General features: G+C 59.9%; 21 protein-coding genes. 14 read left to right on the forward strand and 7 right to left on the reverse strand.

Annotated elements, in window-relative coordinates:
• Window positions 1-87 precede the first annotated feature (87 nt).
• The gene (gene fliD / locus KI614_RS09225; protein ID WP_226404917.1) at window positions 88-864 is read right to left on the reverse strand and encodes a flagellar filament capping protein FliD; all 777 of its coding nucleotides are present in this window, start codon (window positions 862-864) and stop codon (window positions 88-90) included.
• Window positions 865-988: 124 nt separating this feature from the next.
• On the opposite strand from fliD, the gene arsC reads away from it, so the two are divergent.
• The 3 genes from arsC to KI614_RS09240 all read left to right on the forward strand — a co-directional run bounded on the left by arsC (window position 989) and on the right by KI614_RS09240 (window position 2,578).
• A complete protein-coding gene (arsC, locus tag KI614_RS09230) occupies window positions 989-1,357 on the forward strand; it encodes an arsenate reductase (glutaredoxin) (protein WP_226404919.1) in 369 nt (122 codons plus the stop codon).
• The gene (locus tag KI614_RS09235; protein WP_203466834.1) at window positions 1,354-1,491 is read left to right on the forward strand and encodes a hypothetical protein; all 138 of its coding nucleotides are present in this window, start codon (window positions 1,354-1,356) and stop codon (window positions 1,489-1,491) included. The genes arsC and KI614_RS09235 overlap by 4 nt, the downstream gene beginning before the upstream one ends.
• 202 nt (window positions 1,492-1,693) lie before the next feature.
• Complete coding sequence (locus KI614_RS09240; RefSeq protein ID WP_226404921.1) at window positions 1,694-2,578, forward strand: DMT family transporter; 885 nt, start codon at window positions 1,694-1,696, stop codon at window positions 2,576-2,578.
• Between the two features lie 60 nt (window positions 2,579-2,638).
• Here KI614_RS09240 and nudC read toward each other — a convergent pair whose 3' ends face one another.
• From nudC to KI614_RS09270, 6 genes are all read right to left on the reverse strand, one after another.
• Window positions 2,639-3,403 (reverse strand): NAD(+) diphosphatase, encoded by a 765-nt coding sequence (gene nudC / locus KI614_RS09245; RefSeq protein WP_226404935.1) that lies wholly within the window; start codon window positions 3,401-3,403, stop codon window positions 2,639-2,641.
• Between the two features lie 42 nt (window positions 3,404-3,445).
• The gene (locus tag KI614_RS09250; RefSeq protein ID WP_226404937.1) at window positions 3,446-4,657 is read right to left on the reverse strand and encodes an MFS transporter; all 1,212 of its coding nucleotides are present in this window, start codon (window positions 4,655-4,657) and stop codon (window positions 3,446-3,448) included.
• A gap of 86 nt (window positions 4,658-4,743) precedes the next feature.
• On the reverse strand, window positions 4,744-5,115 hold the full coding sequence (locus tag KI614_RS09255; protein WP_226404940.1) for a hypothetical protein: 372 nt from the start codon (window positions 5,113-5,115) through the stop codon (window positions 4,744-4,746).
• A gap of 76 nt (window positions 5,116-5,191) precedes the next feature.
• Window positions 5,192-5,746, reverse strand: coding sequence for an HPP family protein (locus tag KI614_RS09260; RefSeq protein WP_226409289.1), 555 nt, complete (start codon window positions 5,744-5,746; stop codon window positions 5,192-5,194).
• Window positions 5,747-5,748: 2 nt separating this feature from the next.
• Complete coding sequence (locus KI614_RS09265) at window positions 5,749-5,946, reverse strand: hypothetical protein (protein ID WP_226404942.1); 198 nt, start codon at window positions 5,944-5,946, stop codon at window positions 5,749-5,751.
• A gap of 107 nt (window positions 5,947-6,053) precedes the next feature.
• On the reverse strand, window positions 6,054-6,464 hold the full coding sequence (locus tag KI614_RS09270; RefSeq protein WP_226404944.1) for a VOC family protein: 411 nt from the start codon (window positions 6,462-6,464) through the stop codon (window positions 6,054-6,056).
• 335 nt (window positions 6,465-6,799) lie between these two features.
• Here KI614_RS09270 and KI614_RS09275 point away from each other — a divergent pair, with 335 nt between their 5' ends.
• The 11 genes from KI614_RS09275 (at window position 6,800) to KI614_RS09325 (ending at window position 15,599) form a co-directional block, all read left to right on the forward strand.
• Complete coding sequence (locus KI614_RS09275) at window positions 6,800-7,357, forward strand: Crp/Fnr family transcriptional regulator (protein WP_226404946.1); 558 nt, start codon at window positions 6,800-6,802, stop codon at window positions 7,355-7,357.
• Between the two features lie 87 nt (window positions 7,358-7,444).
• Window positions 7,445-7,621, forward strand: a complete 177-nt coding sequence (locus tag KI614_RS09280) for a hypothetical protein (RefSeq protein WP_226404959.1) — start codon at window positions 7,445-7,447, stop codon at window positions 7,619-7,621.
• Window positions 7,622-7,687: 66 nt separating this feature from the next.
• Window positions 7,688-8,266, forward strand: coding sequence for an SCO family protein (locus tag KI614_RS09285; protein ID WP_226404961.1), 579 nt, complete (start codon window positions 7,688-7,690; stop codon window positions 8,264-8,266).
• Window positions 8,267-8,557: 291 nt separating this feature from the next.
• Complete coding sequence (locus KI614_RS09290) at window positions 8,558-9,691, forward strand: ABC transporter permease (RefSeq protein WP_226404963.1); 1,134 nt, start codon at window positions 8,558-8,560, stop codon at window positions 9,689-9,691.
• Window positions 9,688-10,362, forward strand: a complete 675-nt coding sequence (locus KI614_RS09295; RefSeq protein WP_226404966.1) for an ABC transporter ATP-binding protein — start codon at window positions 9,688-9,690, stop codon at window positions 10,360-10,362. Before KI614_RS09290 ends, KI614_RS09295 begins: the two co-directional genes overlap by 4 nt.
• Window positions 10,363-10,505: 143 nt before the next feature.
• Entirely contained in the window at window positions 10,506-11,513 is a 1,008-nt protein-coding gene (locus tag KI614_RS09300) for a hypothetical protein (RefSeq protein ID WP_226404968.1), read from the forward strand.
• A gap of 1 nt (window position 11,514) precedes the next feature.
• The gene (locus tag KI614_RS09305) at window positions 11,515-12,003 is read left to right on the forward strand and encodes a TlpA family protein disulfide reductase (protein ID WP_226404970.1); all 489 of its coding nucleotides are present in this window, start codon (window positions 11,515-11,517) and stop codon (window positions 12,001-12,003) included.
• Window positions 12,000-12,182, forward strand: a complete 183-nt coding sequence (locus KI614_RS09310; RefSeq protein ID WP_226404972.1) for a heavy metal translocating P-type ATPase metal-binding domain-containing protein — start codon at window positions 12,000-12,002, stop codon at window positions 12,180-12,182. Before KI614_RS09305 ends, KI614_RS09310 begins: the two co-directional genes overlap by 4 nt.
• Before the next feature lie 12 nt (window positions 12,183-12,194).
• Window positions 12,195-12,563, forward strand: coding sequence for a hypothetical protein (locus KI614_RS09315; RefSeq protein WP_226404974.1), 369 nt, complete (start codon window positions 12,195-12,197; stop codon window positions 12,561-12,563).
• A gap of 10 nt (window positions 12,564-12,573) precedes the next feature.
• Window positions 12,574-13,170 carry a hypothetical protein gene (locus KI614_RS09320; protein ID WP_226404976.1) on the forward strand — a complete coding sequence of 199 codons (597 nt, stop codon included), beginning with the start codon at window positions 12,574-12,576 and terminating at the stop codon, window positions 13,168-13,170.
• Window positions 13,167-15,599, forward strand: a complete 2,433-nt coding sequence (locus tag KI614_RS09325; protein WP_226404978.1) for a heavy metal translocating P-type ATPase — start codon at window positions 13,167-13,169, stop codon at window positions 15,597-15,599. Before KI614_RS09320 ends, KI614_RS09325 begins: the two co-directional genes overlap by 4 nt.
• The last annotated feature ends 37 nt before the right edge of the window (window positions 15,600-15,636 follow it).

Below are 15,636 nucleotides of genomic sequence, written 5' to 3' on the forward strand. Positions count from 1 at the left end.
GAACCGGAATGAACCTGAAAAAACGGGGCGAATCTTAACAGAAACAGGGAGATATTCCGGCCTGGGCAGATACCGGATGGCAGAAAATCAGCTGGAAAAGATACGGTTGTAAGCCGGAATGCCAGTAAAGACAAACCCCTGCTGGACTGCCTGCTGGGCTTGCGCCATCTGGCGATCACGTTGTTGTACGGCCTGCTGCGACTGCTCGATGCGCGACTGGTTGTCAGCCTGACGCTGCTCGATGCTTCCCAGTTGCTCGTTGAGCCGGTTGATCGGCGCACTGACCGACCCCGTGGCCGACAACTGCTGCGTACTTTGCCGGGCAACTTGCTGGCCGACGCTGTTCAGCGTCTGGCGGACCTGATCGGGATTTGCCGCAAAGGCATTCTGCAGCGCCTGACGATCGACCTTGACGCCGCCATCCTGCGCAACCGTAATGCCGATCTGTTTCAGCGCATCGCGATTACTGCCATTGACCCCTTCAAGGGTGCGCCGTGTTTCGTTATTGGCCGCCCGCACCTTGCCATCATCGGCCAGAACGCCGCTTGTCCGGTTTGCCGAATCGTTGCCGGAAACCCGGTTGACCGTGGCAAGCCGGCCATTGACCGCATCGGCAAAGCCCTGAACCGCCTTGGTCAGTCCATCGACACTGGAAAGCTGCTTGTTTTCCTGCAGCTTGCTGGCGGCTGATTCAAGCTGTGCCGTAGCCGAACGCACCTGCCCGTAAGCACTCAACTGGACGCGCGTACTCTCGGCCTGCTGCTCCAGCCGCGCTTGCGGTCTGGCGAGCGCCTCCGACACCCGCGAACTGATCGCATTGGCGCCATACAGCGAGCTTGCAGAAGAGAGGGACGAAAGATTCACAACAAACTCCGGTAGATTCAGACTGAAGCTTAGCGCAACCGGCTGGAATTTCAACTTCGCTGCCGGATGGTTTTCGGGCGACAATCACGGCCTTGTCATTGATATCTGACCGGTGATACAGCCCATGTCCCAACTTTATTTCAACCCACGCTGCTCGAAGTGCCGCCAGGCACTCGCCCTGCTCCAGGCGCACGGGATCGAGCCGCAACTGATCACTTATCTTGAACAAGCGCCAGGCATCGAGCAGTTGACTGCCTTGCTCGCCCAACTGGGCCTGACCGATGCCCGCGCCATGATGCGCAAGGGGGAAACCGAGTACAGCGCGCTGGATCTGGACAATCCGGCACACACGCAAGCGGCGTTGATTGCCACGCTGGCGAAAAATCCGAACCTGATCGAGCGACCGATTTTTGTTCAAGCCGGCAAAGCTGTCATTGCCCGCCCGCCGGAAAAAATCCTGGCGTTCATCCAGCGTCCGGACAATCCAGCTTGACGCCTTCCAAGCCCGGCCACTACACTGAAGCGATGCACTCCTTCCCGAAATCTGCCTTGCTGACTGCCCGCTGCGCGCTACTGCGCCGCTGGTTTGCGCGCCATGGTTTCGAGGCCACCGGAGTTGTCATGTAGCAAGTTCAGCATTACCCATCCGAAAGCCGCGAAACCCTCAGGTCCGCGGCTTTTTTATTGCCTTTTTCCAAGGAGAACACCATGCACACCCTACGTCCAATCGACCGAATGATTCGTCGCAACCCGGCCTTTTGCTGGCCCAAAGCCGCAACCGGCATGCCAGGCAACCCACCTCCCCCGATTGATTGACGAAAGAACGTTCATGCCTATTCCGATTGCTTATTTCACGATTGTTGCCATCTGGTCCACCACCCCGCTCGCCATTCAATGGAGTGCGCTCGGCACCGGTTTTGCCTTTGCCGTCATGGCCCGCATGCTGATCGGCGCCACCCTTGCCCTTGTCCTGATCGTTGTCTGGCGCATTGGTTTTCCACTCCACCGCAAGGCACGCCAAAGCTACCTGGTCGGCGGGCTCGGCATGTTCGGCGCCATGCTGAGCACCTACTGGGGCGCCCAATACATTCATTCCGGGCTGGTATCCGTCCTGTTCGGACTGACGCCGCTGGCAACCAGCGTACTCGCCGTGTTCTGGCTGGGCGAACGCGCATTGCGTCCGGCCAAGCTGATCGGCATGGCTCTCGGCATCCTTGGTCTGGCACTTATTTTTGCTACCGGCCATGAAGTCTCGGGACATCAGGCCGTACTCGGCATTGCCGCCCTGCTGCTTGCCGTCTTCCTCTATTCAGCCAGCCTGGTCGGCGTCAAGCGCATCGGCGATCACAGCCCGCCGCTGGCCACGACGGCCGGCACGCTGCTTGTCGCATTGCCACTGTTCATCCTGGCCTGGTGGCTGGTTGATGGGCAGATACCAACCGACATCCCCCCACGCGCCGGCGCGGCGATCGTCTATCTCGGGATTTTTGGCTCGGTACTCGGTTTTGCGCTGTACTACTACGTGATCAAGCACATGGATGCCGGCAAGGTATCGCTGATTACGCTGATCACCCCGGTCATCGCCCTGATTCTCGGCAATGTGCTGAACGGCGAGATGATCGAACCTCGCGTCTGGCTGGGCGCCGGCCTGATCACGCTCGGCCTCGGCCTGCACCAATGGCCGATGCTCGCCTCGGCCTTTCTCAGGCGCTGAGGATTCGCTGAATTCAGGCTGATTGTCGCGGTCGACCGCGATAATCAGCCTGAAACGTGCTTAACCCAGGGCAGCATCGATCAAGCGCCGCGAAATGCTGATCCGGTCTGGCAGGATAGGTAGCGCATCGGCGGTGAACCATGCTGCCGCTTCGATTTCGGCGGGATCGGGCATGAGCTCGCCGCCGGCATAATCGGCAAAGAAGGCGATCATCAGCGAATTGGGAAACGGCCATGGCTGGCTATCGAAATAGCGCAGGTTGGCGATTTCGATGCCGACTTCCTCGCGTACTTCGCGCCGGGCGCATTCTTCCAGCGTTTCACCTGGTTCAACAAAGCCGGCCAGGGCGCTGAACACGCCGGGTTTGAAATGCGGGCTGCGGGCCAGCAGCAGTTTTTCGCCGTCACGCACCAGCACCATGATGGCCGGCGACAGGCGGGGATAAGCCAGCAGACCGCAGGCCGGGCATTGCATGGCATGCTCACCGGTCTTGAGTTCGGTTGGCGTACCGCATTTGCCGCAGAACCGATGGTTGTTCTGCCAATCGAGCAACTGCGTCGCCCGCCCGGCCAGCGCAAAAATTTCCGGCCCGGCCAGCTGAAAAACAGCCCGCAAATGCGTCGCCGTACCGCCATCGATTTCTGGGTGTTGGGCTACGTCGACCGCGAAACACGGCAAACCGTGCAACTCGCCAACCTGCAGCGCATTGGGCAGATGACCGAAATCAGCGGCCGTTGCCGATGGAAATGTTGCATCTTCGCCCTGGCCCGAAACCATTAGCAGGCGGTGTTCGCAGCGCAAGATCCAGTAAGCCGGTTGATTCATGAACTCTCCCAAAGAATGTGGGCCGACAACGCTCGCCCGGCCTTACTCGTGACGCCCATGCATGACGATGCGCGAGACAAACCAGATGGCCAGCAGATTGGCTGCGACGGCAACGTAGCCGACCAGCGGATAACCGATAATTTTGCCGCTGCCATCCAGCGAGATGAGAAAACCGGCCAGCGTCGTCGCCAGGCCCATGGCCAGTGACTGCACCGTACCGTTGAGCGACATGAAGGTGCCGCGCAGCTTGGGCTGGGCCGATGAAGCAATAATCGCCATGGCCGGGATCATGCGCCCCGAGGTCAGCACGAAAAAGCTGGTCGAGCAGATCAGCCAGGCCCACAACGGCCAGATGCCGGCATGCGTCAGGACCAGCAGCGGCAGCGTGGCGAGCAGCGCGACCCGGCGATAGACCTCGACCTTGCCGTATTTGTCGGCCCAATGGCCGATCAGGCGGGCGCTGATGAAGGTGGCAAAGCCGCCGAACAGATAGACGATGGGCACATCATGTTGATCGATGCCGACGTTATTCACTGCATAGACGGTGATGTAGGGAATCACCGTAAAGCCGGAAAAAATGATCAGCGCGGAAAAGAGCAAGGCGCGCAGATGGTTGGCATCGCCCAGCACGCTGAAGGTGGCCGAGAGCAGATGGGCGCGCTTTTCCTCGCTCAGGTGATGGCGCAATTCCGGCAGGAAACGCAGGCCGACGATCAGGAAAAATACGCTGAACGCGGCAATCAGCACGAAGGGCGCACGCCAGCCGAGATGATTGGCCAGCCACAAGGACAACGGCACGCCGGCAATCGTCGAAATCGAAAAGGCACTGGAGACAATGCCGCTCGCCCTCGCCCGCCGGGAAAACGGGATCGCGTCGCCGATCATGGTGTGGATCAGAGCGCCCATGATGCCGCCGAACACGCCCGCCAGTCCGCGCGCCAGCATCAGGCTCGAATAGCCCGGCGCCAGACCACAGGCCAGCGTCGCCAGCGCAAACAGTGCAAAACTGATCAGCAACAGGCGCTTGCGCTCGAAGAGATCGACAAAGGTGGCGGCGAGAATACCCGAGACGGCGGCGCTGAAACTGTAGGACGCAACCAGCAAGCCGAACTCATGCGTACCGATGCCAAAAGCCGCCATCAGGATCGGCCCGAGCGGCATCATGATCATGAAATCGAGCACATGACTGAACTGGATGCCGGCCAGGGTCAGCAGGAAAAAACGTTCGGAACGGGGGGAAAGCGCAGTGGACATGAATAAGGTGGAGCTGACGCGGGCAACAAGGATACGCGGCTTGGCCGGAAATCAGTCAGCTATCTCACCCGCCCCGGCAAATGGGTTCAACTGGCCGGGCGCAACTGCCCGCCGGACGCCATGACCTGCTGGCTCAAAGCCTGCAAGGTGGATTGCGCATCGTCCGCCGCCTCCTGCATTTCCTCGGCCGTCAGCGGCCGCAACAGCGGCTCCAGTTCGATGCGCTGAATGTTCGGGCACTTGCCAACCAGGCTGTGCAGGATGCTGTCCATCTTCTTCATCCCCAAGCCGAACAGGATTTTTTCAAGGACAAACAGGCGCACCAGGATGATGTCTTCTTCGTCCTTGGCCGTCGCCTGAACCGCCTCGATTTCCTTGCGCACATAAGCACGAAACTTGAGCGGGCTGATCTCCACAGGCACCTGAAGAATGGAATAACGGAACTGGCCTTGAATCATGCGAACACCTGGCGGGGAAAAGCAGCATTTTCGCAGAGCTGACCAAGATCAGAAAGGCGGCACGCAAAAATCCAGGCTAAAACCAGATTTCCGGATAGCGCCGGGAAACCGGCAAATTATTGAACAGCAAGGCGACCACCAGCATGATCAAAGGTCCGATCAAACCTGGCACCAGGGCATACCAGAATCCCAGGCGATGAATTTCGGCTGAGCCGATCACGGCAATCAAGGCCGTTGCCCCGCCGGGAGGATGCAGCGTCCGTGTCGCGTGCATCAGCGCGATTGCTGTCGAAACAGCCAGCGCACCGGCAAGCCAGGGCATGAAGAACAGGCATTTCCAGCACACGACACCCACCAGCGCCGACAGCATGTGACCACCGAGCAAATTTCTTGGCTGCGCCAGCGGGCTGCGGACAGCCCCGAAAACCAGCACCGCGGAAGCGCCGAACGAACCAATCAGCAAGACCAGATCTCCCTCGGCAAAAAACCGCTGGCCAATCAGGCCCAGAGTTGCAATGCCGATGAACGAACCCAGCCAGGAAAGCACGATTTCCTCATTGCTGACACGCGGCGGACTACCACGCGTTGTGCCACGCATTTTGCGGAAATACTCGCTCCGCCGCGTTTCCATCTTCAAGATTCACCATCCTCTGGAGCGCTGCGCTGCCCGGCCTGCAAACGCAACAGGGCGTGACGCCAGGCCAGGTGGTAAACCGTACGAAAATCCTCCGTCGAAATATCGATATAGCCCGGTACTGCAGCCAAGGCATCGAGGATGTCCTCATCCGTCAGTTCAAGCTCCAGTCCTGATGGTATCTGATCGCCGTCCATGCAATCCTTCCATGGGGTAAAACCCCGATCAATAATCGCTGTCATGCTAGGCGAACAGCCCCGTGGAACCAATCCGCCATCAAGACTAGGCATGGCCTTATTTGGTTCTAACCGGCAGGCACGGAAGCACTTCTGGCAACAATGGTCAGGGTATTTCCATCCTCATCGGTAATTTGCATCGATGTTTCACCATGCTGATTTTCGATCACCGCACCAATCTGCTCGACGCCAAGCGATTGGAGGCGCTGATATTCGTAGAGGAAATCATCCACCGGAATCTGGAACTCAGCATTGACCGCAACGACAACCCGATTCCTGATAGTTTTCAACCTGACGGCGCCTTCTGCTAGCGAATATCGTACTGTGCCGCCAAGGAGATCACTATGATCCGGCTTGCTCTTGAAGATCCGGTTATAGAACCGCTTAGCACGGATAAGACTAGTCACAAAAAAGACAGTTTCAATCGGGATGCAACCACCAGCTACTTCTTTTTTCCATGCGTCAGGTTCAACCAGCATCACAGCTCCTCAGAACAGTTATTTTGAGCTCATGCCCGTAGGAAGATGGCGCTTCCGATACGTGGCAAACCAGCGATAGACCTCTTCCAATGGCTTTCACGGGGGTTAAAAACGGGAGATGGCAGCACAAAATGTGCAATATCCTAATCTCCGTCATCAACTGGTGTGAACCAGACAAATTGTCGCGCGACAATTTGCCACATCGCACAAATTGGCATTCACCGTAGTATTGAATGGTTTATCGATAACGAAAGTTAATTTGTGTTGGCGAACATCAATGCCACCGAGGTATCCACGGCACCCGGCCCAGGAATTCTCGGCCCGGAAAATTAAATATGAGATGTACCTGGACATTGGATGCGGGAGAAACGATCTATCAGGCAAACGATGCCGGCTTGGCCTGGCGCGTACGCAACGGTGTGATTCGCCTTGACACGATGAATGCCGAAAAGGAGCCATGCTTTGCCAGCCTGGCTATTGCCGGTGACATCCTTGGTTGTGAAACCATGCTCTTTGGCACCTATACTTTCAATGCGTTAGCGCTCACCCAATGTCAATTGACACCCTGGCCAGAGGGCGAAGGCGCACTCTCAGGTGAGTCACTGCTTGCTTCGCTGGCCATTTCACAAAAACGTGCGGCCGATCTTGTGGCATTGCGCGGCGGCCAGGCAGTTGGCCGCGTCATCAGTCTTATTCAGATGCTGACTGACAAGACCGGCCAGCTTGTCCTGCCAGCGCGTCAGGATATTGCCGATATTACCGATCTGCGTTCCGAAACCATTTCACGCATCATCAAGGGACTGGAGAGAAGTGGTGTTCTAGCCACAACACGTATCAATGGCGTGCATCTGACTCGCGGTTATGTAGTTGATTTTGGCTCCCAGAAAAGCTAGCAGACCTCCGACTGCGACAATATGTCGCATACCCTGTGCAGTTCAAACTGGTTAGCATGAAGCCTCGTGCCTTTGGGAGAGAGCGCCATGAACCAAAAACAAAACACTCAAAACCAGCCGGAAATGGCTTCTCTGCTTCTTGGCGCAGGTTTTGCCCTGGCCTCATTGATCATCCTTCCCGCGGTAGCCCAACGCGTTGGGCTCGGTTCAAGTGTGACTATTGCCTTGCGTGGTGCCTTGATGCGAGCAGCAAACCGGTTCTGATCTGATCACGATCAAGGTTGCACCAACACAAGCAGACTGCATGTCTGCATCTTGCACTTGCATCCCATGAAAAAATACATTTTGGTTGGCGTGGCTTTTAGCCTTGCCCTGTTGCTAGGTATAACCCTTCTGATACGGAACGGGACGCCCGATCGTGATCCAAAGCTACCGATGGGGGCAGACTTCGTTCTGCAATCTGCCGATGGTCCAATTGACTCCAAAACACTACGCGGCAAGGTGTTGCTGATCTATTTTGGTTACACCAATTGCCCTGATGTCTGTCCAGCCTCTCTGGCTGCTGGAGGGCAAGTACTGAAGACCTTGAATACTGAAGAACGCAGCCGTATCAAGCTACTCATGATCTCGGTCGATCCCGAGCGTGACACTGTGCAGCACCTCAAGGAATACACTGCCTTCTTCCACCCGGAAATGCTGGGTGTCACCGGAACAGTTGAGCAACTGGCAACCCTTGCCAAGGCTTTTGGTGCTGGCTACGTCAAGCAGGCACCAAAGCCGGATGGCAGCTACGCCGTCGATCACACGGTTTCGACTTACGTTGTCGGCCCTGACGGCAAACTGGCGTCGGTTCTTGAACTGGGCGCATCGAACGAGAAAATCGTTGCCACTGTCCGAAAGCTTTTTTGATGCGCTCATCGAATGTGGCTTTGAGTCTGCTGGCCATATTGATGGTTACCTGCCTTTTGATTTTGGGCCTATCCTGGCGGTCGACCGCAGCAAATCATGAAAAACTGCAGGCCAATCGTGCGCTGGCCGAAAGAGTCGGCCTAACAGATCTAGCCTTGTTCACCGAAGCCCGTTACACCCGCCACCCAAGCCAGGCTGACCTACATTCGGCCTTGCAGGATCATCCGGGTGCCTTCGACCACTTTCCAACCGGGTCAATCTTTCCTCCCCCGGCCTTACTGACGAAAACCCATGCGCCTCTGGCTGGAAAAACAACGTCACCTGATTGATTTCACGCTGGCCTCGCTGGCCCGGCGCAAGACGAAGAACATCGGCCTGCTGCTGGCCTACACGTTGCTCGTCTTCGTGCTCGCCTCGCTGACGCTATTCACCCACGCCCTGCGCAGCGAGGCCACCTTCGTCCTGGCCGGTTCGCCGGAGGTGATTTTGCAACGCATGGTGGCCGGCCGGCATGACCTGATCCCGTCCGGCTACCTTGACAAGATCGGCCGCATTCGCGGCGTGCAGAAGAAGGAAGGCCGGCTCTGGGGCTATTACTACGACCCGGTGGTCAACGCCAATTACACCTTCATGGCCCGGCCGGCCGACGAGGTCGCCGACGGTCAGATCATGGTCGGTAATGCACTGGCCCGCGAGCGCGGCTTGGTCGCACACAACACCATTTCCTTCCGATCCTACTCCGGCAAACTGTTTACCTTCGAAGTTTCAGCCGTACTGTCGCCGGACTCGGAACTGCTATCAGCCGACCTGGTACTGCTCTCCGAAAACGACTTCCGAAAGTTCTTCGAATACCCGGATGGCCATTACACTGACATCGCACTATCGGTGGCCAATCCGCAGGAAGTCCGCACCGTCGCCGCCAAGCTGTCGAGTGCCCTGCCCGATTCCCGCCCCATCCTGCGCGAGGAAGTACTGCGCACCTATCAGAGCGTCTTCGACTGGCGCGAGGGCATCATCCTGACCGTGCTGGCCGGCGCCATCCTCGCCTTCGTTATCCTCGCCTGGGAGAAGGCGTCCGGCTTGTCGGCCGAGGAAAAGCGTGAAATCGGCATCCTCAAGGCCATCGGCTGGGAAACCGGCGACGTCATCCGCATGAAGACCTGGGAGGGCCTGCTCATTTCGCTGACCGCTTTCCTACTCGGTTTCATCGCCGCCTACCTCCATGTCTTCCATTTCGGTGCGGCGATTTTCGAGCCGGTACTCAAGGGCTGGTCGGTGCTCTACCCGAAATTCACGCTGGTGCCGGCAGTGGACGGCCTGCAGATCGCCACCCTATTCTTCTTCACGGTGTTTCCCTACACGGCGGCAGTATTGGTGCCGATCTGGCGGGCGGCAATCACCGACCCTGATGCGGTGATGCGATGATCGAACTCAGCAATATCAAGAAAGCCTTCAACCAGAACCAGCCCAACGAATACTGGGCGCTGCACGGCATCGACCTGAATATCGAGGCCGGCAAGGTCACCGCCTTCCGCGGCCCGAGCGGGTCTGGCAAGACCACGCTGCTGACCATCGTCGGCTGTTTGAGCCGCCCGACCAGCGGCCGCGTGCGCTTCAAGGGCGAGGATATTTCCGGCCTGCCCGAGCGTTTCCTGACAGATATTCGCCGGCAGAGCTTCGGCTTCATTTTCCAGCAGTTCAACCTGATCAAGGGCCTTTCGGCGCTGGAAAACGTCATCCTGCCGGCCTTCCCGACCGGCCGGCCACGCAGCGAACTGGTCACGAAGGCGGGCGGCATCTTCGACCAGCTCAAGCTCGGCCACCGCAGCGCCGCCAAGGTCGAATGGTTGTCCGGCGGCGAGCAGCAGCGCGTCGCCATCGCCCGCGCCCTGATCAACGACCCGGAAGTGATCATCGCCGACGAACCGACGGCCAACCTCGACACCGCGCTGTCCAAGGAATTCATGGCCATCCTCGAAGGCTTCACCGCCGCCGGCAAGACGGTATTGCTGACCAGCCACGATCCACTGGTCGTCGAATCGAGTGCCGTGCATCGCGTCGTCGGTATGCGCGACGGCCGGCTGACCGAAGCCTGAGAGCCCATGAATAAATCTACTGCGCGATCCGATTGCTTCGTTGGGCGGTGCTCGCTCCTCGCCTATCCACTTGATATGTCTCGTCGCTGCGCTCCGTCCGCCTCGCACTCGGACCGCTCGCTACGATTTCTTCATAGGCTCTGATGCTCTTCCAACCCGCCATCATCGCGCTGCTCATGGCCGCCGGCGTCGCGGTCCTGATGCTGCTCGCCGCTGCACCCTTCGCCGTGCAGGTCATCCGCCACTGGGACATCAACAGCGGCTCCGAGCGGCAACTGGCGCTCGAACGCCGTACCTACCTGTTCTCGACGCTGCTGTCCTTCGTCATGCTCGCCCAGCTGGCGGCGCTGCTGCTCTTCGTCTTCAATGCCGACCGGCTATCGGTGATGTTCGTCGGTGCCATGTGCGCAGTCGGCACGCTCAACGTCAATGGCTACGGTTTTCCGTCGCTGATCACGCAGATGGCCATCTTCTTCCTGGCTGCCATGTGGCTGGCCATAAACTACGTCGATACCCAGGCCCGCGATTACCCGCTGGTGCGCATCAAGTACGGCCTGCTACTGCTCCTGCTGCCCGTGCTGGCCACCGCTTTCTGGCTGGAGTTCCAGTATTTCTCCGGTCTCAAGGCGAATGTAATCACCTCCTGCTGCGGCAGCCTGTTCTCCGGCGACGCCAAGACCATCGCCGCCGAAGCCTCCGGCCTCGAACCGCTGACCGCCATCTGGCTGTTCTATGGCGCGATGGTGGCCGCCATCGGCGTCGCCTCGTGGCACTGGCAACGGGGGGGACGGACCAGCGGCTACCTGCTGGCGCTGACCAGTGCCGGCGGCTTCGTGGCGGCCATCACCGGCGTGTTGTCCTTCATTTCGCTTTACATCTACGAGCATCCCCACCACCACTGCCCGTTCTGCATCCTGAAGCCGGAATACGACTACCAGGGCTACTGGCTCTATGTCCCGCTGTTCGTCGCCACGGCCGCCGGGCTGGGCGCCGGGGCCATGCAGCCGTTCGCCCGGGTGCCGAGTCTGGCCAGGATCATCCCTGCCGTTTCCCGCCGTTTTTCCGGGTTGACCGTGGCAGGCTATATTCTGTTCACGGCGCTGGCCACCTGGTTCGTGCTGACCTCCAACCTGATCCTGATCGAACATTGAGATGCGCATTTTTCTCCTGATTCTCGCCCTGTTTCTAAGTGCCTGCGGCAAGGAAGCGCCCAAGGCCAACGTCAACATCGGCAGCATTGCGCCCACCTTCCAGACTTTCCGGGCCGATGGCGGGGCCGAGCATTTCCCCGCTGCCTATTTCGGCAAGCCGCTGGTCATCCGTTTCTGGGCCGACTGGTGCAAGTATTGCGAGGGTGAAATGAAGGCCATCGAAACGGTCTATCAGGCCAACAAGGGCAAGCTGCAGGTGCTGGCCATCAACGCCGGGCAGGACAAGGCGACGATCAATGCCTTCATCAAGAAGATTGGCGTCACCTACCCCGCCCTGCTCGACGAAAACTCGGCCATCGCCCGCAGCTACGGCGTGGTTGGCCTGCCGACCACCTTCTTCATCGATAGCAAGGGTATCGTTCGCGCCAAGATCGTCGGAGAGGCTGATGAAGCCACCTTCGCCCGCCATGCCCAGGCGCTGCTGCAATGAGCGAGAACCGCGCCTGCGACCTGTGCAGCCTCGACGTCGGGGTCAAGCCCTTCGTGCTCAATACGCCGGAAAAGCAATACCAGTTCTGCTGCGAGGGCTGCCAGGGGATTTACCAGATGTTGCATGACATCAAGGAAACGCCGGTTCAAAATAACCAGAATGCAGACAAGAAATCCTGAAAGGAAACGACCATGATGACTGAAGAAATGATCAAGCAAATGCCGCACATGATGAGTCAGGCCGGCCACATGATGAGCAAGCCGATGGCTACCGGGGCGATGATGGCCGGTGCTGGATTTGCCGCCGGCAAGGGTCTGCTCAGCCGGGCCGTACTGCACAACCCACTGGCCTTGCTGGCAGTTGGTGCCGCCGGCGGTATTGCGGCCGGTTTCCTGCTCTTCAAGTACCAGAAGGAAATCGTTGATGGCCTGTCCAAGGCAACGGGCATGGGCAAGGAATTTGCGCTGCATCAGAAGGAAAACCTCAACGACCTGATGGCTGAAACCCAGGAAAAATTCGAGGGCAATCCACCGCCGGCCAGCGCAAGCCCACGAGCTTGATGGAGAGTGCATGATGCAAATCGCCGAATTGGCACAACGCATCGTCGTCCTGCACCGCTCGTTGGGCTACCTGCACCTCGAACTGCCACCTGAAATCTGCGGTGAAACCGCCGTTGACGCTATCGAAGCCGGCATGAAAACCTTGGATGGTCTGAGCAGTGCTGCGGTCGACCGTGGCTGGAAGCGGATTTCCATCCGCTTCGATGCGCAGATTTTGAGCACGCCCGAGGTCGCCCGCCACCTGTTCAGCCTGCTGCCCGGTCTGCCGCTGGACGAAGCGCCGGCTGCCGAACCGGAAGCCGCCCCGTCCATCGACCTGAACAACGGCTTCCAGCCGCTGCTCGACAAACTCAAGGCGATCATCATCCCGGCCGCGCCGCCGCCCGAAGGTTCGCTGCAAGCGCGTTTCCAGCCGATGGTCGAAAGCGCGCTGACCGAGAAGGCGATCACCAATTTCTTCAACGACATCGTCGCCTTCTACCTGATCCGTGTCCATTGGGACCTGATCACCAAGCGCTGGCTGCAGAACCCGGTGGCCAACAGCAATGCCTGGCTGACGGTGTTCTACCTCGTCTTCCTGCTCGTTCGTTACCGCAAAACCAAGTGACCCCCAAGCATTTCCGGATCGCCCACCGCCTGCGCCGCCGCCTTCGGGTGCTGGCCCCCTCGCTCGAAAAAGAGCAGGAGCGCTGCTACATCCTGGAAATCCTGCTGCGCAAGCATCCGGCCATCAAGGAGGTGCGCATCGTCGCCGACATCGGTTCGCTGGTCGTCGAATACGACCCGGCGACCTTGCCGGAAGAGCGCTTGCTGGCAACGCTGGACGCCGTGCTCGGTAACCTGATCGCCGCGCCCAAGACGGCGCCGGTCGTTGCCGTGCCGGTCGACGGCCCGGTGCAGGAATGTTCGCTGGCCATCGAAGGCATGAGCTGCGCGTCCTGCGCCCTGCTCATTGAAATGAAGCTCAAGCGCGACCCGCGCGTGCGCTACGCCTCGGTCAATTTCGCCGCCGAGACGGTGACGGTCAATGGCGTCATCGACCGCGAGGCGGTGTCGAAAGTCGTCGGCGCACTCGGCTATTCGACGCGGCCGATGGATACGCTGGCCCAGCGCCGGCTGATCGTCGAGCGCGAAAAGGAACGCGTCGAGGAAGCCAAGAAACGCTTCATCCAGGCCGCCATCCTGACCGTGCCGGTGATGATTTCCGGCATGGCCATGCACCGTTTGCCTGCCCTGCGCGTCATGGAGTTCGCGCTGTCGTCGGCCATCCTGTTCGGCAGCAGCAACAGCATTTTCCGCAAGGCCTGGATGCTGGCCAAGCAGGGTGAGGCCAACATGGACACGCTGATCGCCATCGGCGCCGGCGCCGCCTGGGCCTACAGCATTCCTGGCGTGCTCAAGATGCACCATCACGTCTATTTCGAATCGGCGGCCGGCATCTGCACCTTCGTGCTGCTCGGCCGCTACATGGAAGAACGCGCCAAGGGCAAGGCTGGCGAAGCGATCCGCAAGCTGATCGAACTGCAGCCGGAAACGGCGCTGCGCATCGAGGCCGACGGTACCGAATTTGAAGTATCCATCGACGACGTGCAGATCGGCGACCGCCTGCGCGTGCGGGCCGGCGACAAGATTCCGACCGATGGCTGCGTGCTCGAAGGCGCTTCCTCGGTCGATGAAGCGATGATCACCGGCGAATCGCTGCCAGTGGCGAAGGCTGCCGGCGACAAGGTGATCGGCGGCTGCCTGAACGGCAACGGCAGTTTCGTCATGACGGTGACCGCCGTCGGCGGCGACACCGTGCTGTCCGGCATCGTCAAATTGGTCGATCAGGCCCAGGGCAGCAAGCTGCCGGTGCAGAAACTGGCCGACCGCATCTCGGCGCGCTTTGTGCCGGCTGTCGGCGGCATTGCCGCGCTGACCTTCGGTGGCTGGGCCATGGCCGGCGCCCCGGTGTCCGCCGCGCTGGCCCATTCCGTCGCCGTCCTGCTCATCGCCTGCCCCTGCGCCCTTGGCCTGGCCACGCCGACGGCGATCATGGTCGGCACCGGCCAGGCCGCCAAGCGCGGCATCTACATCCGCAACGGCGAGGCGCTCGAAACGGCGGCCAAGCTGACCACCATCGTTTTCGACAAGACCGGCACGATCACCGAAGGCAAGCCGGTCGTCACCGACACTTTCATCCTACCCGGCGTCGACGAAGCCCGGCTGGCCAGCCTGATCGGCGCGGCCGAAGCGGGTTCCGAGCATTTCCTGGCGCGCGCCCTGGCCGAGTGGAGCAAGCCGCGCCGGAAAGACACGCTGGTCGCCGAATCCTTTGCCGCCCACCCGGGGCGCGGCGTCACGGCGCAGGTCGATGGGCTGGACATCATCATCGGCAATGCCGCCCTGCTTGACGAAATGGGCATTGCCTGTGCGCCGCTGGCCGATGAAGCGCACCGCCTGGCCGAACAGGGCAAGACGCCCGTCTTTGCTGCGGTCGACGGCCATACGGTCGCCATTTTCGCCATCGCCGACCAGGCCCGCCAGGGCGCCCGCGAAGCCATCGCGCTGCTCCATCGCCTCGGCCTGAAAACCGTGATGGCGACCGGTGACCTCGAAGCCGTCGCCAGCCACGTCGCCCGCGAGGTCGGCATCGACCATGTGCTGGCCCGCTGCACCCCGGCCGACAAGCTGGCGGCCATTCGCCAGTTGCAGGAAGCCGGCGAAAAGGTCGGCATGATCGGCGACGGCATCAACGATGCGCCGGCACTGGCGGCATCCGACGTCGGTTTTGCCATCGGCGGCGGTGCCGACATTGCCGTCGAATCGGCCGACATCACGCTGGTCGGCGGCGATATCGCCCGCGTTGCAGCCGGTATCGACCTGTCACGCCGGACCATGGCGATCATTCGCCAGAACCTGTTCTGGGCGCTCGGCTACAACGTCATCGCCATCCCGGTCGCCGCAGCCGGCCGACTCAACCCGATGATCGCGGCCGCTGCAATGGCGATGAGTTCAACCTCGGTCGTCGCCAACTCGCTGCGTTTGCAGCGGTGAATTTATCGATTTTGGCCGTTTTCAGCTTATGATTTTT

The organism is Dechloromonas denitrificans, assembly GCF_020510665.1.
Lineage (GTDB): Bacteria > Pseudomonadota > Gammaproteobacteria > Burkholderiales > Rhodocyclaceae > Azonexus > Azonexus denitrificans_B.